Raw genomic sequence first — 24,688 nt, 5'->3', positions numbered from 1 at the left:
CCCGGCGGTGTCGTCGGGCCGGCGATTCCCGGCGGCCTCACCGGGCCGGGTTTCCCGGCGGCGTCACCGGGAAGTCGGCCCCGCCGGAGCGCACCGAACGCGTCGAAGGGAGCCCGCCCATGGCCGTGGCGAACGAGCTGCTACTGAACTCGGTCCGGGTACGACGGCCCGCCTCGGCCGGCGCGCCGCTGTACTGCGACGCGCTGGAGTACGGGCTCACCGGTGACGGCGCGACGAACGACCAGCCGGCGCTGGCCGCGCTCGTGGACCGCCTCGGCGCCGGGTACGCCTCGGACGGACGGGCCCGGGTCATCTACTGCCCGCCGGGCATCTACTCGATCCGGGACGCGGGCACTGTGTGGCGCAGCGGTGTGTCGCTGATCGGTGCCGGCCCGGCGGCGACCCGGTTCATGCTCAGCAACGAGGGCAACCGGGCCGACCCCACCCCGTTGGCCTTCTGGACCACAGTGCAGCACGGCGCCGACCGGGACCGGCACATCGCCGACTGCACCTTCTCCGACTTCCAGATCGACGGCTCCGGCGTCGCCATGGCCGAGTACAACTACCTGGCCAAGGGCCTCGGCATCCAGTACATGGTGCGGGGCGTCTTCCGCAACCTCTACATCCACCACACCGCCGCCACCGGGCTGGGCTGCGACTTCCTCCAGGACTCCCTGATCGACGGCGTGGTGGTGGTCGGCTGTGGCCGACTGGACAACGGCGAGCAGATGGGCGGCGCCGGCATCGGGATCGGCATCGGCGGCTGGGGGACGGTGGAGCGGCTGACCATCGCCAACTGCACCGCCCTGGCCAACGGCACCAACGGCATCTTCCTGGAGCTGCAGAAGGACTACTGGCCGCCGCCGCGCGGCTACCGCATCATCGGCTGCCACAGCCAGGGCAACCGCTTCGGCATCTCCGACTGGGGCGCCGACGGCCTGATCGTCTCCGCCTGCACCATGACCGGAAACCTGGAGACCGGCTTCGACGTGTCCGCGCAGGGCACCTCGTCGGTCGCCGGCCGGGGCGGGCTGCTCACCGACTGCGTCATCGACGGCAACATGTGCGACGGGGTCAGCATCGGCAACAGCCCCGGCCCGTACACCGTCCGGGGCAACCGGATCAGCGGCAACGGCCGGCACGGCTATCACTCGCACGACCTCGGGCGCGGTTACCGGGGCTCGATCCGGGACGTGGTGATCGAGAGCAACGAGTTCTGGGGCAACGGCCTCGACGCGATCCGGATCGACCACCAGATGACCGACGCGGTGGTCCTGAACAACCGGATCCGCAACAACGGACGGCAGTACGGCGAGGGCACCGGCGGTACCGGCGACGCCGTCCGTTACAGCGAGCGGTGCCTGGTCGACAGGTCGGCCAACTGGCCGCACGACGGGCACCGGGGCAAGGTCCTGCGGGTCGGGAAGGCAGTGGCCATGGTCGCCTCCAACACCGGCGACGAACTCACCCTCGCCCCGGTCCGCCCGGACGCGTTCAGCGCGTGGAGCGGGGACGTGCCGCCTCCGGGATGCGGATACGAGTTGGCCGCCGCGCCGAAGCTGCGGGCTGGAATCACCATCGACGCGCCGTTCGACTCGGCCACCATCCGAGGTAACCGGGTCTGGGACAACCACGACAACCCGACCCAGACACACGGGCTGTGGATCACCGAGCGGGGCAGCTGCGTGGACTGCCGGGTCGAGGACAACGACCTGGCCGGCAACGCCGACGAGGGGATGCGACTGGACACCCCGCCGGTGGGCGGACGGTGGCGGGACAACCACGTGGACAGCGACTGGAGCTGACCGGCCGCCGTCTGTGATGCCCCGGCGATGGTGCCAGCGAGATCTGGAGCTGAACGACATGCGGCGGCGGCCGGAAGGATCCGGCCGCCGCCACTGTCATGGTTGAGCTGATCAGCCGGCCAGACCCGCCACCGGGGTCGGGTCGAGCACCACGGTCGCCGAAGCGGACTGGGCGGGTACGCCCGGGTCGGTCGGCGCGTCGGTGTACTCCGCGACGAACACCGCGGTCAGGTTGTCCGCGCCGCTGTGTCCACCGTCGAGGAAGGTGGGAATGGTCCCGGAGCAACCCGTCGAGGTGGAGAGCGGGTGCCCGTGCTCATCGTGCCCGAGCACGTAGGTGACCTTCACCCGGGAGCAGTCCACCGGCAGGTCGTCGGTGACCTTCACCTCGTACGCGACCGTCTGCCCGAACTGGAACGGCTGCCCGGCCTCCGGGGTGACGAACTCGACGATCGGCGCGGTCGGCCCGACCACCAGCGGCAGGGACGCCGAGGCGGACCGTCCGGTGCGGTCGGTGACCTTCAACGTCGGCGTGTACGAGCCGTTCTCCGGGAACGTCCAGCTCGCGTTCGGAGCCGTGCTGTCCACCGAGCCGTCCGCGTTGAAGTCCCACGCGTAGCTGAGCTTGTCGCCGTCCGGGTCGGTCGTGCCGGCGCTGGAGAACGCGACGGTCAGCGGGGCCTGCCCCACGGTCGGGGTGCCACTGATCTTCGGGATCGGCGTCCGGTTGCCCCGGACGAAGTCGATCCGGGACAGCTGGGCGTCCGGGTTCTCGGCGAAGTAACCGTCGCCGTACTCCAGGACGTAGAGCGCGCCGTCCGGGCCGAACTCCATGTCCATCGGGTTGTCCACCACCAGCGACGGCGCCACCGGACGGATGTCCGTCACGTCGCCGTCGGAGTCGAGGCGGAACTCCTTGATGTAGTCGCGGGACCACTCGTAGAACAGCGGCACCCCGTCGTAGTAGGCCGGCCAGCGGGTGCGCGACGTGCTGGTCCCGTCGTACTCGTACGCCGGGCCACCCATCGGAGAGATGCCGCCGGTGCCCAGCTGCGGGAACTCGGCCGAGGGGGCGGCCGCGTACCAGACCTCCGGCTGCTCGACCGGCGGCAGTACGCGCTTGCCGGTGTTGTTCGGCGAGTCGTTGACCGGGCGCTTGCAGTTGAACTTGGCGCCGGACTCGCCGGTGGCGAAGTCGTAGTCGCGGTAGGCGATCGTCGGCGTCACGCAGTACGGCCAGCCGTAGTTGGCCGGCTTGTCGACGAGCATCCACCGGCCGTGCCCGGCCGGCCCGCGCTCCGGATTCGGGTTGGAGGCGTCCGGGGAGTAGTCGCCCACGTACACGTTGTCGGTACGCCTGTCGACGGCGAACCGGAACGCGTTGCGCAGCCCCATCGCGTAGATCTCCGGGCGGGTCTGCGCCGTGCCCGGCTTGAACAGGTTGCCGGCCGGCACCGTGTAACCACCACCGGCCTTCACCTTGATCCGCAGCAGCTTGCCGCGCAGGTCGTTGGTGTTGGCCGAGGTGCGCTGGGCGTCGTACGCCGGGTGGCGGTCGGCCCGCTCGTCGATCGGGATGTAGCCGTCGGAGGCGAACGGGTTGGTGTCGTCACCGGTCGACAGGTACAGGTTGCCCTTGCTGTCGAAGTCGATCTGGCCGCCGACGTGGCAGCAGATGCCCCGGTCGGTGGGCACGTCGATGATCTGCTGCTCGCTGGCGAGGTTCAGCTTCATCCCGTCCAGCTTGAACCGGGACAGCCGCAGCGCGCCCTTGAACCGCTGCCAGTCCGCCTCGGTGCCGGTCTCCGGCGCGTCCCCCTCGTTGACACCCGGGGTCGCCGGGTCGTCCACCGGAGTGTCCATCGGCGGCGAGTAGTAGAGGTACACCCACTTGTTCTGGGCGAAGTTCGGGTCGATGGCGACGCCCTGCAACCCCTCCTCGTCGTGCTCGTACACCGGAATGTCGGCGGCGAGGGTGTTCAGCCCGGTGCGCGGGTCGTGGATGCGGACCTCACCGGTGCGGGAGGTGTGCAGCACGCGCAGGTCGGGCAGGACGGCGAGGCTCATCGGCTCGCCCGGGAAGTCGTTCAGTGTCACTTTCTGGAAGCTGCTGTCCGGCGGCGCGGCTGGCGCTGCGGACGCTGCCGACTGTGGTACGACCAGACCGGCCGTCACCAACAGCAGGGCGGACGCGAATGCGGTCCTATTCATCAGGTGAGTCCCCCGGGGTGGTTTCAGTACCGAAGTGAAGCGAGATAGTCGAAGCCGACGCGAGCGGTGTCCAGGGCGTCGGCGGGGGAGCGGGGCGCGGTGCCCGCGTCGTCACGCTCCACGATGTACTCCTCGATGCCGGCCTCCCGCTCGTGGGCGAAGATGCGGCCGAAATCGATGACGCCGTCGCCGAGGTCGGCGAAACCACCCTCGACGTCGAGGTCCTTGACGTGCACCTGGCGGATCCGACCGCGGTTGGCCCGGATCACGTCGATCGGGTCATGGGCGCCCCGCCAGGTCCAGTAGAGGTCGAGCTCGAAGTGGACCAGCCGGGAATCGGTCTGCGAGCTGAGGATGTCGAACCCGGTCGAGCCGCCGGTCAGCGGCACGAACTCGAGTTGGTGGTTGTGGTAGCCGAAGTCCAACCCCGCGCGTTCGGCGAGCCGACCGGCGCGGTTCAGGTCCCGGGCCAGGGCACGGTAGACGGCGGGGTCCCGGATCGGCTGACCGCTCGCGTCCCGACCGAAGTACGGGTGGACGATTTTCTTGCAGCCCACCACGTTGGCGTCGGCGAGAGCCTGCTCCCAGGTGGCCGCGTCGAACGGCTGCGGGATGCCGACGTGACCGGAGGTGGAACGCAGCCCGGCCTCGTCGAGCGCGGCCCGGAACTGTGCGGCGGTGCGTCCGACGAAACCGGCGTGCTCCACTCGCCGGTAGCCGATCCGACGCAGCGCGTCCAGGGTGCCGGGCAGATCGGCGGCGAGCTGATCACGCAGCGTGTAGAGCTGAATGCTGATCCGGTCCACCGGCACCCGGCGGCGGCCCTGGGCCTGCCCGGTGGATGCGGCGGGCGCGGCGACGGCAGTGCCGCCGAGTAGACCGGCGGCGCCGACAGCGGCCGCGGAGACGGTCGCGGCGCGCAGCACTCCACGCCGGCTGACCGGCTCGGACGCCGGTGTCGGCCCCGGTCGGTTGAGTTGTTGATCCATGGTGGTGGTCCCTTCCTGACGGCTGGTACGCCGTCGGCGGCGGTCGACCTGACTGCCGTCCGCCGGGCGCGCCGAACCGGCCGGAGGCGGGCTCCGGCTGGACGGTGAGGACGGCGCGGGTGCGGCCCGGACCCATCGGGAGCGGAACGCGGCGACCCGGCAGAGGTGGCGGCAAGTTGATCGACGAATGGGCAACCCTCTATCTAGATCGAGACCTTACCCTTGCCTCCGGACGAAGGCAAAGCTTTGTCGCGTTCGCCGGAAGTTTCGCTTCAACTGACAAAAGTCCGCCCACGAGGTGCGCCACCCGGCCTGACCTTCTACTTCCCGTGCCCACCGCGCCGCGCGCGTTCCGCCCGGCCCGCCCCGGGACGTGATCCACTCGGGTTCCTGGACGTCGCGGCGTCAGGGCGACCGGGATGCCACGACATCCGTGAAGGCGACTCGATCATGAAGCGGGGCCGACAGTGCCGCCGTCCCCCGCCAACCGGACAGTCGACGTTGCGTCGCTCAAGCGGAGCAAAGCGCATGACACAGGTCGGTTGAACCCCTGTTCCGGCCAAGCGGAGCATTGTCGGAAAATGCGTCGATAAATGCGCCGCCGATTATTTCTGAATGGCGCTAATGGCCCGCTGAAGCGGGCAAGAATGTGGCGGAGGGAAGTCGAAAACGGGGGGACTGAACATGACGTCTAGGCGGCGATTGACGCTGTTGGCGGTAACCATCGCGGCGGCACCACTCGTCCTGGGTGCGTGCACCGCCGACCGGGGTTCGGCGACCGGCTCGGCCAAGAAGCACGCCGCCCCACCGGAGCTCGCTGTGACGCCGGGGGACAAGGCCCGCGACGTCCCGGTCAGCGCCGAGGTGGGCACCGTGGTCACAGGCGGGCGGGTCACCGGCGTACGCCTCACCGACGACAAGGGCAAGCAGGTCAACGCCGAGCCTCGCGAGGACGGCTCCGGCTGGGTGCCGAGCGCCCCGCTGCTACCACGACGGACCTACACCGCCGAGGTGACAGCGACCGGTGACTCCGGTGCCACCACCACGCGCACCACCACGTTCACGACGATGGCCAAATCGACCAAACCGCAGATCACCAGCACTCTCTATTTCAACGGCAATCGGACGTACGGCACGGCGATGCCGGTAACGGTGGCGTTCGACCCAGGAATTCCGAAAGAGGCCAGAGCGGATGTCCAGCGGCGGTTGTTCGTAAAGACGAATCCGCCACAACCGGGTGCCTGGTCGTGGCTTGAGGATGGAAGTCAGGTCTATTACCGGGCCCCCGATTTCTGGAAGCCCGGGACCACGATCAGTGTCCGGGCCGGTCTGGAGGGTCTGCCGATCGGAAAGAAGCTGGTCGGCGACGCCGAGCGGACCGCGACGTCCAAGATCGGACGGCAGGTCTCACTGGAGATCGACAACGCCACCAAGCAGATGACGGTGCTGCGCGACGGCAAGCAGGTCCGCCGGATCCCGGTGAGCCTGGGTAAGTCGAGTACGCCGAGTTCCAGCGGCAAGATGGTGATCATGGAGAAGCACGAGCGGGTCACCTTCGACACCCGGGGTGAGCCGGACGGTGGCTACGTGGTCGACGTCGACGACGCCCAGCGCTACACCTGGGGCGGCGAGTTCATCCACTCCGCCCCCTGGTCGGAGGGGGACCAGGGCAACACCAACGTCTCGCACGGTTGCGCGAACGTCTCCGCCACCGCCGCCGACTGGTTGATGGGGGTGACGCAGGTTGGTGACCTGGTCACCGTCAAGGGCACCGAGGTGGAGCTACAGCCGGGCAACGGCTGGACCGCGTGGAACGTGAGCTGGGACGAGTTCGCCCGGGGCAGCGCCCTGCCGGTGCCGCCCGGGCTCAAGCCCGCTCCGGTCGCCCCGGCCCACCCGGGCGCGGTGGCCGGCGGCTCGCCCGCACCGGCGCCCTCGGTCAGCGGCCGCTGAGACACCACTGACGGCAGGACAGGGCCGGCCCGCCACCACGGCGGACCGGCCCCGTCGCCGCCCCGGCCATCACCCCACGGGCCGGACCGGCCCCGTCGCCATTTACCCCAGGGGTACGCGGGCCACCCCGCACCCGGTCAGGCTGCCCAGCCAGAGGTGGTCGCCGTGCTGGCGTACCCCGGTGATCATCGAGTAGTGCCCGTTCGGACCGTGCAGCGTCCGGCGGACCGTCCCCGCGTCGTCGACCAGCGCGACCAGCCCGTAGCGGCGTGGCTGCGGCTGCATCGCGTCGGGCAGCAGGGCGGCGATCTGGCGCAGCCGCGGATGGGGCAGCAGCCGTTCGGCGATCGGCACACGGGGGCTGGGCAGCGCGATCCAGTAGGTTCCGTCACCCACCGAGGCGAGATTGTCCGGGTACGCGGGCAGGTCGGCGAGGACCCGCACACCGCCGCCGAGCTCGACCCGCAGCAGACGGTGGGTGCTGGTCTCCACCAGCATCAGCGCCGACTCGTCCGGGGTCAGCGCTATCCCGTTGGGGAAGTACAGCCCGTCGGTCACCACCTCGGTGCGGCCGCTACCCGGATGGTGGGCCAGCACCCGCCCGTTGGGACGGTGCTCCAGCAGGTCTCGCTTCCAGTGCGAGACCGGAAACCGGTCGGAGCTGTCGGTGAAGTAGATGGTGCCGTCACGGCCCACCGTCGCGTTGTTGGCCAGGTGCACCGGGGGTGCCGTGCCGGTCAGTTCGCGTACCGCGCCGTCCGGGGTGACCCGCAGCAGCCCGCGGTACGCGTCGCAGACCACCAGGGCCTCACCGGACGGGTCCAGCTCGATGCCGAGCGGCCGGCCCCCGGTCTCGGCCAGCAAGTGGGGTGGGGTGCCGGCCCGCGCGTCGACCGGCCACCACCAGAGCCGACCGTCCTCGTCGCCACTGATCACCCGCCCGGCGCCGTCGATCAGCACGTCCTCGGGGCCGACGGCGCCCGCCGGCAGGGGGAGCAACTCAGCCTCGTCGAGCCGGCGGTCGGTGGGGGCCCATGCGCCGGCCAGCGCCGGAGGGCTGGTCGCCGGCTCGCGGACGGGGCGGATCAGCCGGGGCGGCCGGGGCCGGGGGATCAGCATCGACCTATTCTCCACCCGAATGCCTGCCGACCCCCGGAGTCCGAGCCCCCACGGCGCGCCGCGCGGGCTCGGACTCCACCCCCGGAGAGGTCGGCGCGCCGCCCGGGCCCCTGACTCCACCCCGAGAGGGAGGTGGGGTACCTCGGGGTATGCCCCTGGGCGTACCCGGAATCACTCCGTGGAGGGGCGAAAGTGTCGGTGGTGGGGGCTAGATTTCTGAGCATGGAAGAGCACAGCGACCGGCTGGACGTGCAGGTCAGCGTGGGTGACCAGATGGTCCTCGTGCGGGTGGCGGGCGAGATCGACATCGCCACGGTGGCCGCGTTCCGGTCCGCGCTGTGGTCCGCGCCGGCCCGCCCGGTGCTTCAACTGGAGCTGTCCGGGCTGCGGCTGCTCTCCGCCGCCGGCATTCGCACGCTGCTCGCGGCGCATCTGCGCGTGCGGGCCCGTGGTGGCGAGCTGGTCCTTGTCGATCCGAGCCCGGTGGTGGCACGGGTGCTGCGCGTCAGCGGGCTGCACCGTGTGATGCCGATTCTGGAGCTGACCACGCCGATCGAGGCGGCGCGTCGTCCGGTGGTCGCGACCACGGACCTGCAACTGGCCGCCTGACGCTGGTCGACGAGGTGGGCCCGCCGCCGTCGCACCCGGGGGGCGGGGCCGCCGGCCTGGCCGGCGACCCCGACAATCGGTCAGCTCACGCCGAGCAGGTCGACGACGAAGACCAGCGTCTCACCCGGCTTGATGACGCCGCCGGCGCCCCGGTCGCCGTACCCCAGGTGCGGCGGAATGGTCAGGCGGCGGCGACCGCCGACGCGCATGCCGGCGACGCCCTGGTCCCAGCCGGCGATGACCTGACCGCCGCCGAGCGGAAAGTCGAACGCCTCGCCCCGGTTCCAGGACGAGTCGAACTCGCCGCCGGTGGAGTGCGACACGCCGACGTAGTGCACGCTGACCAGTTGGCCCGGCTCGGCCTGCGGGCCGTCGCCCACGGTGATGTCCTCGATCACGAGGTCGGCCGGCGGTGCACCCTCGATCGGACCAACCTCGGGCTTGCCCGACTGGGCGCCTGCTGCCTGGGTCATGCGGGGATCTCCTGCCGTGTTGGGTGATGTGTCCGGTCACCGTCGATCCTGCCGGATCACCCCTCACCGATGTACGGCGGACCCGCAACCTGCCTCGCCGCCCTATTCTCCGGTCGTGCACCGACTTCGTTCGACCGTCTGATGCCGGGTCGGGCGTTCACCTAGGCTCGGAAAGGGCCGGCCGGCCTGGTTGACGGGCGGTGCGCGGTGGTCGATGCGGAGGGCGTCGGTGGCTGAGGCGACGGTCGCGGTCCCGCTGTGGGCCTGGGCGGCGGTCGGCGCGGTGATCGCGGTGCTGCTCGCCGTGGATGTGCTCCTGCACAGGGACAACCATGTCATCGAGCTCCGCGAGGCGCTGCTGTGGAGCGCCGTCTGGATCGGCGCAGGTCTGCTGTTCGGGTTGGTCGTCTGGTGGGGCCTCGGCGGTGACCCGGCCATCGCGTACTACTCCGGTTACCTGCTGGAGAAGGCGCTCTCGGTGGACAACGTCTTCGTCTTCGCGCTGCTCTTCGCCTACTTCCAGGTGCCGTCGGGCTATCAGCACAAGGTGCTGTTCTGGGGTGTCGTGGGGGCACTCGTCTTCCGGCTGCTGTTCATCTTCGCCGGTGCCGAGTTGCTGGACCGGCTCGCCTGGGCCGGGTTCGTGCTGGGTGCGTTCCTGATCTGGACCGGCTGGCGGCTGGCCGTACGCGGAAAGCCGGACGTCGACCCGGAACGCAACGTCGTGGTCCGGCTGTTCCGGCGGCTGGTGCCCACCGACGCCCGCTACCACGGCGACCGGTTCACCGCCCGGGTGGGCGGCCGACGGGTGGCGACGCTACTGCTTGTCGCGCTCGTCGCCATCGAGGCCACCGACGTGGTCTTCGCCATCGACTCGGTGGCGGCGATCCTTGCCATCACCACAAACACCTTCCTGGTCTGGACGGCCACGGCGTTCGCCGTCCTGGGGCTGCGCAGCCTCTACTTCTGCCTCGCCGGCCTGCTGCGCCACTTCGGCTACCTGCGGTACGGGTTGGCGCTGCTACTGGCCTTCGCCGGGCTGAAGCTGATTCTCGCCGAGACGCCGGTGGGCAAGCTGCCGGTCTGGTTGACCCTGGCCGTGGTGCTGCTGACCCTGGCCGTCTCCATCGGCGCCAGCACACTGGCCGCCCACCGCCGAACCGACGGCTGAGCCGCCGGGCCGTTGGCTGAGCCCTGCGCCGTTGGCCGAGCCGCCGGGCCACCTCCCCACCATCGGGGTCAGCCGACCAGCACCGGCCGGGACAGTTGGTCGGCGAGCAGCGCGGGCGCCTCGGCCAGGGACGGGCCGTACCAGGTGAGGTGCCGCCCGGAGAGCAGGGCGCACGGTACGCCGGGGAACGCCTCCGGCCCGTCGTCGGCGGTGAACCGGTACGGCTCGTCGGGCAGGACCACCAGGTCGGGCTCTCGTTCGCGGAGTTCGGTGAGGCTCGGGCGGGGATAGCGTTCGGGATGCTCGTCGTAGGCGTTGAGAACGCCGAGGCGGCGCAGCACGTCACCGGCGAACGTGTCGCCACCGAGCACCACCCACGGCCGACGCCAGACCGGCACCACAGCGCGGCGGGTCGGTGTCAGTCGCGGCGGTGTGGCCCACGCCCGCCGGGCGGCCCGCAGCCAGTCCGGTTCCGTCGGCGCACCCAGTTCGGTCAGCAGGTCGCCCAGCTCGGTCAACGCGCCGGGAACGGTCCGTGGGTAGGTGACCCGCACCGGTACGCCGGCCGCCCGTAGCGCCTCCGCGTCCGCCCGGCGGTTCTCCTCGACGTTCAGCAGCACCAGGTCCGGACGCAGCGCGCGCACCCGGTCCAGATCGGGGTACTTGCTGCCGCCGACCCGGGCCACGTCGAGACCGGTCGGGTGGCTGCACCAGTCGGTGGCCCCGACCAGCGCTCCCGGCACTGTCAGCGCCACCGCCTCGGTCAGGGACGGCACCAGCGACACCACTCGCACCCGTGTACCTCCGTTCGCCGCCGACACCGATCATGCCCCTCGGGTCGGCGTCGCGTCAGGTGCGGCCCGGCTCGATGCGGGCGGTCACGTCGAGGTGCGCGGGCTGGCAGTTGGTCGTCGCCGCGAATCGGCGGACCGCGGCGCGGACGTGCTCGCGTACGCCGGCGGTCGGCGCGTCGGCGGTGAGGTCCACCCGGATCCACACGTCGGGGTGCGGTGGCGCGCCGGTGAGCACCACCCGGGCCCGGCGCACCCCGGGGTTGCCGGTCAGGTCGCGTACCAGCGCGTCGACGAGGACGTCGGTGGCCAGCCGGGTTCGGCCCGGCCGACGTCCGGGGTGGCTCAGGGTGCCACGCAGCGTGCCGTCCGGGCCCCGCAGCTCCCGGGTCAGTAGGCGTTGCCCGGCCAGCGCGAACAGCGCTCCGGCGGCGGCCGCGGCCAGGGTGCTCCACGGCGCGGCGAACCGCCACCGGTCGACCAGCGCGACGCTGATCAGCACCGCCGCCGGGTCAGCACCGGGCAACGTGCCGAGGCTTGCCGTCAGCGCCGCCGCGCCGCCAGCGACCAGCAGCAGCGCGATGATGGTCCACAGCAGTCGGTGCCCGGCGTTGGTCACGCCGGCCGTCGCCGAGGCAGCAGCCGGACGTCGATCCGGGCCGGGCGGGGTGCGGTGAGGTGGCGCAACTCCTGGTGCACGGCGAACTCGACTTCCGCCCGGGCCGCCGGGTCGCCGGTCGCGCGAACCCGGGGGCGCCACTGGCCGCCGCGCCGTCGGACCCGGACCCGGGCGCGGCGGACGCCCGGCACCGCGCAGGCGGCGGCAGCGAGCCGCCGTTCCACACAGCGCCGGTGCAGGTACCAGCCGTCGCGCTCGTCGGCGGGCAGGCGGACCGGCGTCCAGCGGCGCAGTTGGGCCACGAGGATGAGCAGGCCCAGTAGGAGAGCCCCGCCGGCCACGACCCGGACGGTGGGGTCGTCCCACCGGGTGCCGCTCAGCGCGTCGAGCCAGCCGCTGGTGTCGAGCGGTGTCGGTCGGTGAATTGTGAGCAGGAGCGCCTGGACGGCCACCGCCGCACCACCGAGAAGCAGGGCGGTGGCCAGCAGCAACGAGGCGACCCGGTTGGCGGTGCGCATCTCAGCCGTCCTCCGGTGTGGCGGTGCCGACGCCGGAGGAGTCGACGCCGGGGACGAGCAGATCGTCCACGGTGACGGTCACCACCGCCACGCTGAGCCCGGTCTGGGCGGCCACCCGCTCGGTGACGACCGCCCGCACCGTTTCGGCGATCGTCGGCACGCTGTGTCCGTACCAGGTGATCAGGTGCAGGTCGAGTGCGACGGACCGGTCATCCAGGCGCACCGCCGCCGGGCGGACGACGGAAACGCCCGGCACGAGGCTGGCCGCCTGCACCGCGATCCGCGCGACGTCCGCGGTGTCGCCCGCTGGGCGTTCCGCACCGGTCGCCCCGGCGGCCAGTCCGGTGCCGGGGTTCGTCCTCGCGGACGGGCGGGTGGTCATCGGGGCCGCCGAGCGTCGGGGCGGCGGTCGCCGAGACCGGTCACCGCGAGGTCGCCGTCGAGCACCCGGACGACCAGCCAGCCGAGCAGGCCGGCGAGTACGGCGAGGGCGGCCACGCCGACGCCGGCGAGCGCCCAGACCGCCACGGCGAGGAACCCGGCGAGGAAGCCGAACTGCTGTCGCGACATGGTCACCTCCGGGCCGGTCAGGTACCGGCGGTCGCTGGATACACCCGGCGGCCATTCCTGGAACGTCGGCGCTACTGTGATCCGCGTCACAGGGCAAGTCGGTGGCCCATGATCGACCACCTAGACTCGGCCCGGCTCGACCGACCGGCGGATGGATCAGGCAGATGACGAGCATCGGGAGCGACGACCGCGGTTGGCTGCGGGCGATGCCCGCCGAGGCGGGGCGCGACGCGCTGCTCAGCCGCGCCGGCCATCGGGTCCTGGCGGCACGCCGGCTCAGCGATCTGCTCCAGGGCCGCCCGCCCGGCGTGACCGGCAGCCAGTGGACCTCGGCGAGCCGCACCAGCTTCGACTTCGTGGTCTACGCCGCCGACACCGGCCGTCCGGTCGTCGCCGTACAGATCGGCCCGGTGCCGTCTCCCGGCGCGGCGGAGCAGCGCGTGGAGCGACTCACGGACGCGGTGGGCGCGGCCGCCGGCCTGCCCGTTCTGCGGATCGGGTCGCCCACGTTGAACGCCGCCGATCATGGCCGCCGCCTGGTCGAGTACGTGATCGACGCGCGCGCCTACGCCGCGGGCGGGTCCACCGCCGCCGGGACCGAACCGGCACCGGTGGGCTTTCGGGACATCCTGGGCCGGCTGCCGGACGGGCGTACCGGGCCGGTCAACGACCTCGGCGCGCTGACCCGCGCGGCGGCGGTCGAGGCGTACGTGGCAGGGCAGGTGGCCGACCCGATCGTGCGAGGGCTGCACGTCCGCTGGGCTGACGGTCCGGCGCAGGGGTGGAGCTGGGTGCAGGTACGCCCCGACGCGTGCCTCATCGAGCAGGTATCGGTGACCGAGCACCGTTTCTCCTGCGGCGTCGACGCGGCCCGACTGGCCGAGGATCTCGCCGCCGTCGCCGTGGGGGAACGACTGCGAGAGAACGCCGTCGCCGACCTGCTGTCGCGCGCCGAGTGGACCGCGCAGATCGCCGCGCTGAGCCAGCGCCGCCACGAACTGGTCGGCGGGTTCGCCTTCGACCACCTCTGCGCCGACTGACCAGCGCCCGTTTCACCTGCTGATCCCTGCTCCGCGCCGGCTCCCGTGTCGGGTCGCGGCAATTTCCTGTGCGTCTGTTGAACCTTCCCGGCCGCCGCCCCGTACTCCTGCGCGAATGAACAGGATCTCCCCATCCGCGTCCACCGGGCGCGGGAGACGGTGCGGAAAGGGCATCGTCGGCCATCGACGCATTACCTGGTAGGTCACGGTGGGTCGCCACCGCGGCGTGCCACCTCACATCCGTCGGTCCGCCGAGGGCAGAAATCCACTACCGGATCGAGAAGGAGAGCAATTCGATGCGCAGGTCCACTCGGGCGCGCCGGCCTTCCGGCAACGCGCGGAGCAAGCGTCTGCTGGCAGTTGTCGGCACGCTCGCGGTCTTCGGCGGAGTTGTCGCCGTGACTCAGATTTCGTCGGCCCAGGACCGGCGGACAAATAAGCCACGTCCGGCTTCCGGGCAGTGCGTGGAGCCGAGCCCGGGCGCGACCGCGCCGACCGGTGGCGGCTCGACCAGCCGGACCTGGCAGAACGGTCGGTGGGTGCGTAACCACTGGGGTGACGGACAGCAGTCGGTCCCCGAGTGCGAGGACGGCAAGGACGGCACTGTGGGTACCGGCACGGCCATCGCCTGTCCGGACGTGGCGGCCAAGCTGCCGCAGGTGCCGAACCGGGCGCGAGCCGAGGTGGACCGCAACCTCGCCCAGTTGCAGACCCAGATCGCCGAGGCGGACCGCCGGCTCGCCGCCGAGGGCAACAAGGGTGAGGCGTTCATCCGCAACGCGATCCTCCAGCCGTTGGCCGGCAAGCGCCGCGCCGTGCTGGACCGGATCACGACCGCCATCGACCGGGCCGGACCTCGGCCGCAGGGCCTCGCGCAGCTCGCCGAGTGCCAGGTGCAGCCCACCGGCGGCACGGGCGGCAACAACGGCGGCGGCACCACGCCCACCACCACCCCCGGTGGCGGCAACAACGGTGGCGGCAACAACGGCGGTGGCAACAACGGTGGCGGGAACAACGGCGGTGGCACCGCACCCGGCGCCGGGCTCGGCGTGCTCGCCAACGACTGCGACGAGAGCCGGCTCCAGCCGCACGACGGTTTCCAGAACGGCAACCGCTGCGTGAGCACCGAATTCGGTGAGGTCGGCGCGGCGGCCAACAACCCGTCGCTGCTGATCACCCAGTTCCCCGAGCAGGTCGGCCAGAACCAGCCCTTCACCCTGCGGGTCAGCACCCGCAACCTGGTCCGGGACCGATTCCTGGCCGCCGGTCAGGGTGGTTACTACGTGGAGAGCTCGCTCCTCAACGACCAGGGCCTGGTCCGCGGTCACTTCCACACCGCGTGCCGGATGCTGGACAGCCTGACCGCTCCGCCGGAGCCGCAGGAGGTGCCGGCGTTCTTCGTCGCGACCGAGGACGGCCGCGGTGGGGCCCAGCCCGACGAGGTGACGATCCAGATTCCGGGCCTGCCGGAGTCCGGTACCGCCCAGTGCTCCGTCTGGGCCGGTGACGGCTCGCACCGCCTGCCGATGATGGAGCGGGCCAACCAGACCCCCGCCTTCGACTCGGTGCGCATCGACGTCAACTGAGCTGACCTACCAACGGTGGCCGGCCACCCGGGGCGACAACCCGGGGTGGTCGGCCACCGCCTCACTTTGGGTGCCCGGACAAACGACGGGGCCCCGCCGTTTCCGGCGGGGCCCCGTCGAGTCGCGTCAGCGGCTCTTGTACGCCTCGACGACCTCAACCGGGATCCGGCCGCGCTCGGAAATCTTGTAGCCGTTCTTGACGGCCCATTCCCGGATGGCCCGGTTCTGCTCCCGATCCATTCCCGCGCCGGCGGGTCGCCCCGGTCGCCGGACTGAACGGGCGCTCTCCACCGGGCCGCGCCCGATCCGCCGACCCGCATTGATGTACGGATCGAGCGCCTTGCGCAGGACGCCGGCATTCTCGTCGGAGACATCGATCGTGTAGGCCACGCCGTCGAGACTGAACTCAACCGTTCGGTCGGCCTTCCCACCGTCGAGGTCGTCGGTCAGGACCGTGATTACTTTTCTCGCCATTGCCGATTACTCCCTGTGTGCGGCGGGATGTGTCCAAAGTCTGACCTACCACCCCGGTAATCCGCAACAATATGCCTTCCATTCATTCGGCGCGTCGCGATTCTGTTACCGAGCAAAACCGTGAATCGGTTCGGTGTCGAGGCGTCATTCCCCGAGGATGCCGCTGTGGCCGGCGACGGCAGCCGCCTCGGCCCGGTTCGAGACCCGCAACTTGCGCAGCAACGCGGCGGTCATCCGTTTCACCGTCCGTTCGGAGACGTGCAGTTCTTCGGCGATGTCGACGGTGCTGCGGCCGGACGCGATTCCCCGCAGCAGCCGCCGTTCCTCGCTGTCCAGGTCGACGGGCGGGGAGCGCGTGGGTCGTAGCATGGCGCGCAGCAGTTCGGCCGGCAGCACTGCCCAGCCGTCGAGGATCGCCAGCAGCGGTGGCAGCAGCTCCTCCGGTTCGCTGGTCTTGGGCAGGAACCCCTCCGCGCCGGCCCGCAGCGCCTCCACCGCTGGCCCGGCGTCGGCGGAACCGGACATCGCGACCACCCGTACCCGTGGGGTGGTCCGCCGGATCGCGGCCACCGCCCGGATGCCGCCCGGCGGCGGCATGTGCAGGTCGACCAGGGCCAGGTCGGGGCGGCAGTTGCTGACCAGGGCCGCCGCCGCGGCGGCGTCGCCGGTCGAGGCGATGACCTCGGCGCGGCCGTTTGTGGTGATCGGGAGCAGCAACTCCAGGCCGCGGACGAAAAGAGGGTGATCGTCCACGACGACGAGTCGCAAGGTGGAGGCTCCCGGCATGTCTGCGCCGTTCCCCAGCGGGTACCGATCATGCGGGTTCGCACCGAACGAGGGGAGTCGGGTGGATGCGCGTACGGCACGGTCTGCGGGACCTGCTGCGAGGGTTGCGCCCGATTGAGCCGACACCGGGCAGGAAACAACCGACGGCTGCCGATTCGGAGTTGCTGCTGCGGGTGTTGTGCCACGAGTTCCGGACGCCGATCAGCACCCTGACCTCGCTGACTCGCGCGTTGGCCGACGAGCGTCAGGAGCTGACCGGGGACGACCGGCGGGCGCTCACTGAGCTGGCCCGTGACCAGGCTGCCCACCTGCAGAGCCTGCTGCTTGACGCGGCCGCCGGCACCGGCGTGCTGACGCCGACTCCGCAACCGGAGCCGGCCGTCGCGCTGGCGGGCATCCTGCGGGAGGCCGCCGCGCTGGTGCCGGTCGGCCGCCGGCGGGCGCGGGCCACCCGGTGGGCGGCCTCCTGCCCGGTACCGGCCGGACGAACCCGTCAAGTACTGGTCAACCTGGTGCAGAACGCGTTGCGGCACGGCCCGCCGGACGGACAGGTCGGGCTCTACGCGACAGTGCGCGGCCCCAGCCTGAGCATCCTGGTCACCGACGAGGGTCGGGTCGATGATGCGCTGCTGGTCGCGCTGCGGCGTCCGGCGCCGGCCGTCGGGATGTCCGGTCTGGGTCTGTGGATCGCGCGGCAGCTCGTCGCGACGGACGGGGGAGCGTTACGGGCGCACCGGCTACGGCCCCGTGGAGTGGCGTTGGAGGTGCTGCTGCCGGTGGCTCGCCCGGTGCGCTGACCCGAGCGGGACACCGGTTGGCCCGCTCGGGTCAGCGGGGCGGGAACGGCCTCGCTAGCTGTTTCCGGTACCGAGGAGGTTGGATGTTCAGCCACGTCAAGGATCTGCAGTTCGAAGCCAAGCCGGACGGCCCGGACGCGGCGTTCGCCCGTCGTTTGCAGGAGGTGTTGGGCGGCAAGTGGGGCGAGATGACTGTCGCCAACCAGTATCTCTTCCAGGGTTGGAACTGCCGACTGCCCGGCAAGTACAAGGACCTGCTGCTCGACGTCGGCACGGAGGAGATGGGCCACGTCGAGATGATCGTCACGATGATCACCCGGCTGTTGGACAACGCGCCGCTGTCGCTGACCGAGGGGATCGCGGAGGACCCCGGAGGCGCCGCGACCTACGCCGGTGAGAACCCGGCGCACTTCATTCACGGTGGTGGTGGGGCCCTGCCCACCGATTCCAACGGGGTGCCGTGGAGCGGCGCGTTCATCACCGCCAGCGGCAACCTGTTGGCCGATTTTCAGCTCAACGTCACCGCCGAGGCGCAGGGTCGGCTCCAGGTCGCCCGGTTGTTCCACATGACCGACGACCCGGGCGTCAAGCAGATGCTGCGCTTCCTGCTGGCCCGCGACACGATGCACCAGAACATGTGGCTGGCGGCGATCGAGCAGCTCAAGGAGGACGGGCTGGAGGAGATGCCGGTGCCGGAGGCGTTCCCGGACTCGGGTGAGTTCACCGAGGAGTACGGCTACACCTACCTGGGTTTCTCCTCGGGCACCGACGCCGCCCAGGGGCGCTGGGCGTCCGGGCCCTCACCGGACGGCAAGGGCGAGTTCCGGTACGACGACAACCCGCTGGCGAACGCGCCGGAACCGGTGCTGCCTCCGGGTGACCCTCGCCTGTACGGCACCAACCCCGGAGTGGCCGGCTCGGTGGTGAACGCGGTGAAGAGCAAGCTCACCTGAGGTGCTTGTCGGGTCGCCCGCCGGTCCCGGGCGACCCGACGGACCGGGAGAAGAGTGGTCTGGGTCACAGAGCGGAACAAGGGGAACGCTTTGTTACTTGAGTGAGACACGCTCAACTCAACGCGATGGCAGGTGTTCGATGGCAACTCTTCCGGTACTTCCCCTGACCGACGCCGTGCTGCTGCCCGGGATGGTCATCCCGGTGACCCTCGACCCCACCACCCAGGCCGCTATCGACGCGGCGCGTGCGACCGGCGACCGCAAGCTGCTGGCCGTGCCGCGCATCGACGGCGAATACGGCCCGGTGGGCGTGGTCGCCACCATCGAGAAGGTCGGCCGGCTGCCCGAGGGTGAGCCCGCCGCCGTCATCCGTGGCCTGTCCCGGGCCCGGATCGGCTCCGGCGTGCCCGGTCCCGGCGCCGCTCTCTGGGTCGAGGCGACCGAACTCGACGAACCCGCCCACGCCGGTCGGGCCCGGGAACTCGCCCGCGAGTACCGCGCCCTGGTGACCTCAGTGCTCCAACAGCGGGGCGCCTGGCAGGTCATCGACGCCGTGGAGCGGATGACCGACCTCTCCGAGCTGGCCGACTCGGCCGGTTACGCGCCCTGGCTGACGCTGGAGCAGAAGACCGAGCTGCTCGCCGCGCCGGACGTCACCGCCCGGCTGGAGCTGCTGGTCGGCTGGGTGAAGGACTACCTGGCCGAGCAGGAGGTCACCGAGCAGATCAACAGTGACGTCCGCGAGGGGCTGGAGAAGTCCCAGCGCGAGTTCCTTCTGCGCCAGCAACTCGCCGCGATCCGCAAGGAGCTGGGCGAGGACGAGCCGGACGGCTCCGCCGACTACCGGTCCCGCGTCGAGTCCGCCGAGCTGCCGGAGAAGGTACGCGAGGCTGCCATGCGCGAGGTCGGCAAGCTGGAGCGGGCCAGCGACGCCTCCCCGGAGGCGGGCTGGATCCGTACCTGGCTGGACACCGTGCTCGAGATGCCGTGGGGCACGCGTACCGAGGACAACACCGACCTGGCCGCGGCTCGGGCGGTGCTCGACGCCGACCACGCCGGCCTGTCCGACGTCAAGGACCGCATCCTGGAGTACCTGGCGGTGCGCAACCGGCGAGCCGAGCGCAACCTCGGTGTGGTCGGCGGTCGCGGCTCCGGCGCGGTGCTCGCCCTCGCCGGTCCTCCCGGGGTGGGTAAGACCAGCCTCGGCGAATCCGTGGCGCGGGCGCTCGGGCGCAACTTCGTCCGGGTCTCCCTCGGCGGCGTCCGCGACGAGGCGGAGATCCGCGGGCACCGGCGCACCTACGTGGGGGCGCTGCCCGGTCGGATCGTCCGCGCGTTGCGCGAGGCCGGTTCGATGAACCCGGTCGTGCTCCTCGACGAGGTGGACAAGCTGGCCGCCGGCTACGCCGGTGACCCGGCCGCCGCCCTGCTGGAGGTGCTCGACCCGGCCCAGAACCACACCTTCCGGGATCACTACCTGGAAGTCGACCTCGACCTGTCCGACGTGCTCTTCCTGGCCACCGCCAACGTGGTGGAGTCCATCCCCGGCCCCCTGCTGGACCGGATGGAGCTGGTCACCCTGGACGGGTACACCGAGGACGAGAAGGTCGCCATCGCCCGCGACCACCTGCTGCCCCGGCAGCGGGAGCGGGCCGGGCTGACCGTCGACGAGGTCAGCGTCGCCGACGAGGCTCTCGCGCTGATCGCGGGGGAGTACACCCGGGAGGCCGGCGTCCGGCAGCTCGAGCGGGCTCTGGCCAAGATCCTGCGCAAGGTGGCGGTGACGCTGGCGACGGACCCGACCCCGGCACGCGTGGGCACCGACAACCTCACCGGTTACCTGGGTCGGCCGAAGTTCACACCGGAATCGGCCGAGCGTACCGCCGTGCCCGGCGTGGCCACCGGTCTGGCCGTCACGGGCGCCGGTGGGGACGTGCTCTTCATCGAGGCGACGAGCATGGAGGGTGAGCCGGGGCTGACCCTGACCGGCCAGCTCGGTGACGTGATGAAGGAGTCGGCGCAGATCGCACTCTCCTACCTGCGCTCCAACGGGCGGCGGTTCGGCATCGACCCGAACGCTCTCGCGGGACGCCGGATCCACGTCCACTTCCCGGCGGGCGCGGTGCCCAAGGACGGTCCGAGCGCCGGCATCACCATGGTCACGGCCCTGGCGTCGCTGGTCACCGGTCGCCCGGTCCGCCCCGAGTTCGGGATGACCGGTGAGGTGACGCTCTCCGGTCGGGTGCTGCCGATCGGTGGGGTGAAGCAGAAGCTGCTCGCGGCGCACCGGGCCGGCCTCACCGAGGTGATCATCCCGGCGCGCAACGAGCCCGACCTGGACGACCTGCCGACCGAGGTGCGCGAGGCACTGACAGTGCACACCCTGGCCGACGTGGCCGACGTGCTCGCCCTGGCGTTGCGCCCGGCCGACGTGAAGACGCTGGACGGTCCGGCGCTCTTCGCGGTCTGACGCTCCGACCAATTGGGCCCCCTCCGTCTTCCGACGGCGGGGGCCCTTTCGGTACGCCGGGCAGGTCTACTGTCTCGTCTGCACCGTCAACCACCTCTCCGCCGCGAGGCGGCCCCCTGGAGGAACCCCCGTGAACGTGGTGCTCTGGATCATTCAGATCCTGCTCGCCGCCGTCTTCGCCGGCGTCGGGCTGGCCAAGCTGAGCCAGCCCAAGGACAAGCTGCGCGACGTGATGCGGTGGGTGGACCCGGTGCCGCCGTCACAGGTCAAGTCGCTCGGCGCGGTCGAGCTGCTGGCCGCCGCCGGGCTCGTACTGCCCGCTGCCACCGGCATCGCCACAGTGCTCACTCCACTCGCCGCCGTCGGGCTGGTCATCGTCATGATCGGCGGCATGTTGGTGCACCTGCGCGCCCGCAAACAGCAGGCCACCCAGGAGGGGCGTCGCACCGAGATCCAGGGCGCGGTCGCCTGCGCTGTGCTGCTCGTCCTCGCCGCCGTGGTGGCCTGGGGCCGTTTCGGCCCGTACGCCCTCTGATCCGTGCCGGCCGGCGCGCGACAATGCACAGTGGAGTCCGCCCGCCGCTCGAGGTGGCACTCAACGGGGGAGAGGCATGGAACCGATCGTGAGCGCACCTGATGCGGGACCGCCGGCAGTGCCACAACGGTCAGGTCCACCGGGCCGACGGTTGGGACGGCGCTTGCTCTTCGCTGGCGGCGCGGGCGCCGCGGTGGCCACGACGGTGGCCACCCTCGCCGCTGCTGAACACGGCGGATCACCGCCCGTCACGACCGTGCGGGAGGCCCCGCTCAGCCTCCGGGACCCCAGGGTCGGCTGTCGGCTCGACGGCAGTGACGAGTCGGACAAGGTCACCACCGCGCTGAACCTGCTACCGGCCGGTGGTGGGGAGATCTTCCAACCGGTGGGCGCACTCGGTCTCGGGTCGGAGGTCCGCTTCCCGACGAGCGTGACCTGGACCGGCGAGAACATCGGCGCGGCGATCATCCAGCCGGCTCCGGGCTACACCGGTCGTCTGGTCTCGAGCGGCAAGTACAACCAAATCTCCAACGTGCACTTCTACGGCATGCGGACCTCCAACGTGCTGTTGACAGTCCGCGGCCCCCGGTCGACCTTCCACCACCTGCACTTCGGCAACTCGGGCAGCCACGCCATCGAGTTCCTCGGCACTGACGCCGATACCAGCGCCCACGCCAACAAGATCACCGATATCAACATCGAGGACTGCCTCGGCGTCGGCATCCTCGTGAACAAGGTCGCGTACGACAACGAGTTCCTCAACGTCTGGGTCGGTGAGTGCCAGACCGGGATGCGGCTGCTGGACAGTGCCTGCTTCTTCGACAACCTGCACGTCTGGGGTTGTCGGGGCAACGGCGTAGAGCTGCGCGAATCCGCCCATCGAAACATCTTCCAGAACGTCTACCTGGAGTCGAACGGCACCAGTGGCACCGGCAGCGGCGCCGACCTGCGGCGGGTCTGGGGGACCCAGTTCATCGGCGGCCGGCTGTGGCGCAACGCCACCAACGGCATCGAGGTCTCCTCATCCGCACGTACCCGGATCATGGGGCTCGACATCCACGACAACGGCGCCAACGGGATCCTGGGCCGTGACGCAGGCCTGTGCCAGGTGATCGGCAACCAGTTCTACGACGACGCGACGCCCCGCCGCCAGGACCGACCGATCGTGACTGTCGGCACCAGCAACAACTGGATCGTCACCAACAACGTGATGCGGGCGTACGACCACCGGTCCGGTGGCGCGTCGCTGGCCGGCGCCAACAACGTGGTCGACGGAAACATCGACTAGCACCGGTGGGGCGGCGACTGCTCACGGTTCTCCCGCCGCCTCGCCGGACCTGTCGTCGGCGACCGTCGTGCTCCGGCGGTCGCCGACGTCGTGCTCAGCGCTCGTCACCGCCGCGGTCGCGGCGCACTGTGGCCTTGCGGCCCTTGATCGTGCTGGAGCGCAACCCGGAGATGACCTCGTCGGCCACCCCCTGCGGCACCTCCACGAGTGAGAACCGGTCGGCGATCTCGATCGAGCCGATGTCCCGGCCGCGGATGCCGGTCTCCCCGGTGATCGCGCCGACCAGATCCTGCGGGCGTACCCCGGCGCGTCGACCCAGGCCGACGAAGACCTGGACGGTGTTGCCGCCGCCGGAGCGTGGCCGGCCCCCGCCCCGCCGGTCGCCGCCCCGGCCGCCGGCCTCCGGTCGACCCTCGCGCGGCCCACGGACCGGAACCTGCGGGATCTCCTCCTCGTCGTCGGAGCCCGGCGACGTCACCTCATGGGCCAGCTTCACGGCAGCGAGGGCAACCTCCATCAGGTCGAACTCGTCGGTCAGCGTCTCCACGATCACCCGGAACGGGTCGAGGTCGTCCTCGAGGAGGCTCTCCCGCAGGGCCGCCTGGGTCAGTTCCAGCCGCCGGGTACGCATGTCGGCCACGGTGGGGATCTTGTCGATGGTGATCCGCTGGCCGGTCACCCGCTCGATGGTCTTGAGCATCCGGTGCTCACGCGGCTCGGCGAGGGTGATCGCCACGCCCTCGCGGCCAGCCCGACCCACCCGACCGATCCGGTGCACGTACGACTCCGGGGCGGACGGCACGTCGTAGTTGACCACGTGGGTCAGCTGCTCGACGTCCAGCCCACGGGCCGCCACATCGGTGGCCACCAGCAGGTCGGCGGTGCCCGCCCGCAGCCTGCCCATCACCCGGTCGCGCTGCTCCTGGCTCATGCCACCGTGCAGCGCCTCGGAGCGGTAGCCCCGACCGTTCATCGTCTCGGTCAACCGGTCGACCTCTTCCCGGCTGCGGCAGAACACGATCGCCGCGGTCGGCGACTCCACGTCCAACACCCGACCCAGCGCGGCCGGCTTGTGCGCCCGGGTCACGATGTACGCGCTCTGCCGCACCCGGGGCGCCTCACCCGCTACCTGCTGCTCCCGGCCGATCTCGATCCGCACCGGTTCGCGCAGGTGCTGGCGGGCCATCCCGTCGATGCGCGACGGCATGGTGGCCGAGAAGAGCACCGTCTGACGCTGCGCCGGAGCGTGCTCCAGGATTGCCTCGATGTCCTCGGCGAAGCCCATGTCGAGCATCTCGTCGGCCTCGTCGAGCACCACCGTGGCCAACCCACCGAGGCGCAGGGTGCCCCGGGCGATGTGATCGAGGGCCCGGCCCGGGGTGGCCACCACCACGTCGACACCGCTGTCCAATGCCCGCAACTGCCGCCCGATCGGCTGCCCACCGTAGATCGGCAGGACCCGCGCGCCCAGGTCCTTGCCGTAGCGGTGGAACGCCTCGGAGACCTGTACCGCAAGCTCCCGGGTCGGCACCAGCACCAGCGCCACCGGGTCGCCGCCCTGGCGGTGTGCCGCCATGAGGTTCAGCAGCGGCAGCGCGAACGCGGCCGTCTTGCCGGTGCCGGTGGCCGCCTGACCCAGCAGGTCCCGACCCTCCAGCAGCGGTGGGATAGCCTCCCGTTGGATGGGGGTCGGCTCCTCGTACCCGAGGGCGGCGAGGGCGCCCAGCAGCTCGGCGCGGAGCCCGAGCTCGGTGAAGGCGCTCACCTCGTCGGTGCCGTCGGGGGTGGCGTCGATCGGTGCGTCGTGCTGTGCAGGTGCGGAACTCATGTGCCAAGCCTTTCATCACGCCGTCCGGGCCGTTGCGGCGACCGCCACAAGAGCTGTCTTCGGGCTCGTGCTGCGGCTGTTCCACGATCCCGGCGGCGGCTTG

At 71.2% G+C, this 24,688-nt stretch carries 23 protein-coding genes; 11 read left to right on the top strand and 12 right to left on the bottom strand.

Annotation, left to right across the window (positions count from 1 at the left end):
* Positions 1-119 precede the first annotated feature (119 nt).
* Entirely contained in the window at positions 120-1,805 is a 1,686-nt protein-coding gene (locus tag NIE111_RS19490) for a right-handed parallel beta-helix repeat-containing protein (protein WP_238685746.1), read from the top strand.
* 111 nt (positions 1,806-1,916) lie between these two features.
* Here the strand turns inward: NIE111_RS19490 and NIE111_RS19485 are convergent, their stop codons facing one another.
* Together NIE111_RS19485 and NIE111_RS19480 are read right to left on the bottom strand one after the other, a co-directional pair.
* A complete protein-coding gene (locus tag NIE111_RS19485; RefSeq protein ID WP_238685745.1) occupies positions 1,917-4,016 on the bottom strand; it encodes a PQQ-dependent sugar dehydrogenase in 2,100 nt (699 codons plus the stop codon).
* Positions 4,017-4,039: 23 nt separating this feature from the next.
* Positions 4,040-5,005 carry a sugar phosphate isomerase/epimerase family protein gene (locus NIE111_RS19480; RefSeq protein WP_238685744.1) on the bottom strand — a complete coding sequence of 322 codons (966 nt, stop codon included), beginning with the start codon at positions 5,003-5,005 and terminating at the stop codon, positions 4,040-4,042.
* A gap of 684 nt (positions 5,006-5,689) precedes the next feature.
* Here NIE111_RS19480 and NIE111_RS19475 point away from each other — a divergent pair.
* Positions 5,690-6,958, top strand: coding sequence for a L,D-transpeptidase (locus NIE111_RS19475; RefSeq protein ID WP_238685743.1), 1,269 nt, complete (start codon positions 5,690-5,692; stop codon positions 6,956-6,958).
* Positions 6,959-7,060: 102 nt separating this feature from the next.
* On the opposite strand, the gene NIE111_RS19470 is transcribed toward NIE111_RS19475, so the two are convergent.
* Complete coding sequence (locus tag NIE111_RS19470; protein WP_238685742.1) at positions 7,061-8,077, bottom strand: SMP-30/gluconolactonase/LRE family protein; 1,017 nt, start codon at positions 8,075-8,077, stop codon at positions 7,061-7,063.
* 222 nt (positions 8,078-8,299) lie between these two features.
* Here NIE111_RS19470 and NIE111_RS19465 point away from each other — a divergent pair, with 222 nt between their 5' ends.
* Complete coding sequence (locus tag NIE111_RS19465) at positions 8,300-8,686, top strand: STAS domain-containing protein (RefSeq protein WP_238685741.1); 387 nt, start codon at positions 8,300-8,302, stop codon at positions 8,684-8,686.
* A gap of 80 nt (positions 8,687-8,766) precedes the next feature.
* Here the strand turns inward: NIE111_RS19465 and NIE111_RS19460 are convergent, their stop codons facing one another.
* Positions 8,767-9,159, bottom strand: a complete 393-nt coding sequence (locus NIE111_RS19460; protein ID WP_238685740.1) for an FKBP-type peptidyl-prolyl cis-trans isomerase — start codon at positions 9,157-9,159, stop codon at positions 8,767-8,769.
* 214 nt (positions 9,160-9,373) lie between these two features.
* Between NIE111_RS19460 and NIE111_RS19455 the strand changes: the two genes are divergently transcribed.
* The gene (locus NIE111_RS19455; protein ID WP_372488365.1) at positions 9,374-10,330 is read left to right on the top strand and encodes a TerC/Alx family metal homeostasis membrane protein; all 957 of its coding nucleotides are present in this window, start codon (positions 9,374-9,376) and stop codon (positions 10,328-10,330) included.
* A 68-nt stretch (positions 10,331-10,398) separates the two neighbouring features.
* Here NIE111_RS19455 and NIE111_RS19450 read toward each other — a convergent pair whose 3' ends face one another.
* From NIE111_RS19450 to NIE111_RS19430, 5 genes are read right to left on the bottom strand one after another with little or no spacing between them, the layout of a single operon-like run.
* The gene (locus tag NIE111_RS19450) at positions 10,399-11,124 is read right to left on the bottom strand and encodes a helical backbone metal receptor (RefSeq protein ID WP_238685738.1); all 726 of its coding nucleotides are present in this window, start codon (positions 11,122-11,124) and stop codon (positions 10,399-10,401) included.
* Between the two features lie 55 nt (positions 11,125-11,179).
* Positions 11,180-11,740: a hypothetical protein gene (locus tag NIE111_RS19445; RefSeq protein ID WP_238685737.1), complete on the bottom strand. Its 561-nt coding sequence runs from the start codon at positions 11,738-11,740 to the stop codon at positions 11,180-11,182.
* The gene (locus tag NIE111_RS19440; RefSeq protein WP_238685736.1) at positions 11,737-12,258 is read right to left on the bottom strand and encodes a DUF6286 domain-containing protein; all 522 of its coding nucleotides are present in this window, start codon (positions 12,256-12,258) and stop codon (positions 11,737-11,739) included. The genes NIE111_RS19445 and NIE111_RS19440 overlap by 4 nt, the downstream gene beginning before the upstream one ends.
* 1 nt (position 12,259) lies before the next feature.
* A complete protein-coding gene (locus NIE111_RS19435; protein WP_238685735.1) occupies positions 12,260-12,640 on the bottom strand; it encodes an Asp23/Gls24 family envelope stress response protein in 381 nt (126 codons plus the stop codon).
* A complete protein-coding gene (locus tag NIE111_RS19430; protein ID WP_238685734.1) occupies positions 12,637-12,918 on the bottom strand; it encodes a hypothetical protein in 282 nt (93 codons plus the stop codon). Before NIE111_RS19430 ends, NIE111_RS19435 begins: the two co-directional genes overlap by 4 nt.
* 74 nt (positions 12,919-12,992) lie before the next feature.
* Between NIE111_RS19430 and NIE111_RS19425 the strand changes: the two genes are divergently transcribed.
* Together NIE111_RS19425 and NIE111_RS19420 are read left to right on the top strand one after the other, a co-directional pair.
* On the top strand, positions 12,993-13,868 hold the full coding sequence (locus tag NIE111_RS19425; protein ID WP_238685733.1) for a PDDEXK family nuclease: 876 nt from the start codon (positions 12,993-12,995) through the stop codon (positions 13,866-13,868).
* Between the two features lie 296 nt (positions 13,869-14,164).
* Positions 14,165-15,454, top strand: a complete 1,290-nt coding sequence (locus NIE111_RS19420; protein ID WP_238685732.1) for a hypothetical protein — start codon at positions 14,165-14,167, stop codon at positions 15,452-15,454.
* Between the two features lie 126 nt (positions 15,455-15,580).
* Here the strand turns inward: NIE111_RS19420 and NIE111_RS19415 are convergent, their stop codons facing one another.
* The gene (locus tag NIE111_RS19415) at positions 15,581-15,928 is read right to left on the bottom strand and encodes a histone-like nucleoid-structuring protein Lsr2 (protein WP_088989485.1); all 348 of its coding nucleotides are present in this window, start codon (positions 15,926-15,928) and stop codon (positions 15,581-15,583) included.
* A gap of 144 nt (positions 15,929-16,072) precedes the next feature.
* On the bottom strand, positions 16,073-16,681 hold the full coding sequence (locus NIE111_RS19410; RefSeq protein WP_238685731.1) for a response regulator: 609 nt from the start codon (positions 16,679-16,681) through the stop codon (positions 16,073-16,075).
* Positions 16,682-16,779: 98 nt separating this feature from the next.
* On the opposite strand from NIE111_RS19410, the gene NIE111_RS19405 reads away from it, so the two are divergent.
* From NIE111_RS19405 to NIE111_RS19385, 5 genes are all read left to right on the top strand, one after another.
* Positions 16,780-17,511 (top strand): sensor histidine kinase, encoded by a 732-nt coding sequence (locus NIE111_RS19405; protein ID WP_238685730.1) that lies wholly within the window; start codon positions 16,780-16,782, stop codon positions 17,509-17,511.
* Between the two features lie 83 nt (positions 17,512-17,594).
* On the top strand, positions 17,595-18,464 hold the full coding sequence (locus NIE111_RS19400; RefSeq protein WP_238685729.1) for a manganese catalase: 870 nt from the start codon (positions 17,595-17,597) through the stop codon (positions 18,462-18,464).
* A 139-nt stretch (positions 18,465-18,603) separates the two neighbouring features.
* Positions 18,604-20,934 carry an endopeptidase La gene (lon, locus tag NIE111_RS19395; RefSeq protein WP_238672220.1) on the top strand — a complete coding sequence of 777 codons (2,331 nt, stop codon included), beginning with the start codon at positions 18,604-18,606 and terminating at the stop codon, positions 20,932-20,934.
* 130 nt (positions 20,935-21,064) lie between these two features.
* A complete protein-coding gene (locus tag NIE111_RS19390; protein ID WP_238685728.1) occupies positions 21,065-21,469 on the top strand; it encodes a DoxX family protein in 405 nt (134 codons plus the stop codon).
* A gap of 163 nt (positions 21,470-21,632) precedes the next feature.
* Complete coding sequence (locus NIE111_RS19385) at positions 21,633-22,757, top strand: right-handed parallel beta-helix repeat-containing protein (protein WP_238685727.1); 1,125 nt, start codon at positions 21,633-21,635, stop codon at positions 22,755-22,757.
* 94 nt (positions 22,758-22,851) lie between these two features.
* Here the strand turns inward: NIE111_RS19385 and NIE111_RS19380 are convergent, their stop codons facing one another.
* Positions 22,852-24,585 carry a DEAD/DEAH box helicase gene (locus tag NIE111_RS19380; RefSeq protein ID WP_238685726.1) on the bottom strand — a complete coding sequence of 578 codons (1,734 nt, stop codon included), beginning with the start codon at positions 24,583-24,585 and terminating at the stop codon, positions 22,852-22,854.
* Positions 24,586-24,688 lie beyond the last annotated feature (103 nt).

The organism is Micromonospora hortensis (assembly GCF_022230935.1).
In the GTDB taxonomy this organism is placed as follows: Bacteria; Actinomycetota; Actinomycetes; order Mycobacteriales; family Micromonosporaceae; genus Micromonospora; species Micromonospora hortensis.
Note: the sequence above shows the minus strand (reverse complement) of the source record. Positions and strands in the feature narration are given on the sequence as shown.

Excerpts from the sequence above, each read along its gene's own strand:
- NIE111_RS19475 (WP_238685743.1), top strand. The coding sequence starts at position 5,690 with ATGACGTCTAGGCGGCGATTGACGCTGTTGGCGGTAACCATCGCGGCG.
- NIE111_RS19405 (WP_238685730.1), top strand. The coding sequence starts at position 16,780 with ATGCGCGTACGGCACGGTCTGCGGGACCTGCTGCGAGGGTTGCGCCCG.
- NIE111_RS19480 (WP_238685744.1), bottom strand. The coding sequence starts at position 5,005 with ATGGATCAACAACTCAACCGACCGGGGCCGACACCGGCGTCCGAGCCG.
- NIE111_RS19465 (WP_238685741.1), top strand. The coding sequence starts at position 8,300 with ATGGAAGAGCACAGCGACCGGCTGGACGTGCAGGTCAGCGTGGGTGAC.
- NIE111_RS19455 (WP_372488365.1), top strand. The coding sequence starts at position 9,374 with ATGCGGAGGGCGTCGGTGGCTGAGGCGACGGTCGCGGTCCCGCTGTGG.
- lon (WP_238672220.1), top strand. The coding sequence starts at position 18,604 with ATGGCAACTCTTCCGGTACTTCCCCTGACCGACGCCGTGCTGCTGCCC.
- NIE111_RS19470 (WP_238685742.1), bottom strand. The coding sequence starts at position 8,077 with ATGCTGATCCCCCGGCCCCGGCCGCCCCGGCTGATCCGCCCCGTCCGC.
- NIE111_RS19485 (WP_238685745.1), bottom strand. The coding sequence starts at position 4,016 with ATGAATAGGACCGCATTCGCGTCCGCCCTGCTGTTGGTGACGGCCGGT.
- NIE111_RS19420 (WP_238685732.1), top strand. The coding sequence starts at position 14,165 with ATGCGCAGGTCCACTCGGGCGCGCCGGCCTTCCGGCAACGCGCGGAGC.
- NIE111_RS19440 (WP_238685736.1), bottom strand. The coding sequence starts at position 12,258 with ATGCGCACCGCCAACCGGGTCGCCTCGTTGCTGCTGGCCACCGCCCTG.
- NIE111_RS19425 (WP_238685733.1), top strand. The coding sequence starts at position 12,993 with ATGACGAGCATCGGGAGCGACGACCGCGGTTGGCTGCGGGCGATGCCC.
- NIE111_RS19380 (WP_238685726.1), bottom strand. The coding sequence starts at position 24,585 with ATGAGTTCCGCACCTGCACAGCACGACGCACCGATCGACGCCACCCCC.
- NIE111_RS19415 (WP_088989485.1), bottom strand. The coding sequence starts at position 15,928 with ATGGCGAGAAAAGTAATCACGGTCCTGACCGACGACCTCGACGGTGGG.
- NIE111_RS19400 (WP_238685729.1), top strand. The coding sequence starts at position 17,595 with ATGTTCAGCCACGTCAAGGATCTGCAGTTCGAAGCCAAGCCGGACGGC.
- NIE111_RS19460 (WP_238685740.1), bottom strand. The coding sequence starts at position 9,159 with ATGACCCAGGCAGCAGGCGCCCAGTCGGGCAAGCCCGAGGTTGGTCCG.
- NIE111_RS19435 (WP_238685735.1), bottom strand. The coding sequence starts at position 12,640 with ATGACCACCCGCCCGTCCGCGAGGACGAACCCCGGCACCGGACTGGCC.
- NIE111_RS19490 (WP_238685746.1), top strand. The coding sequence starts at position 120 with ATGGCCGTGGCGAACGAGCTGCTACTGAACTCGGTCCGGGTACGACGG.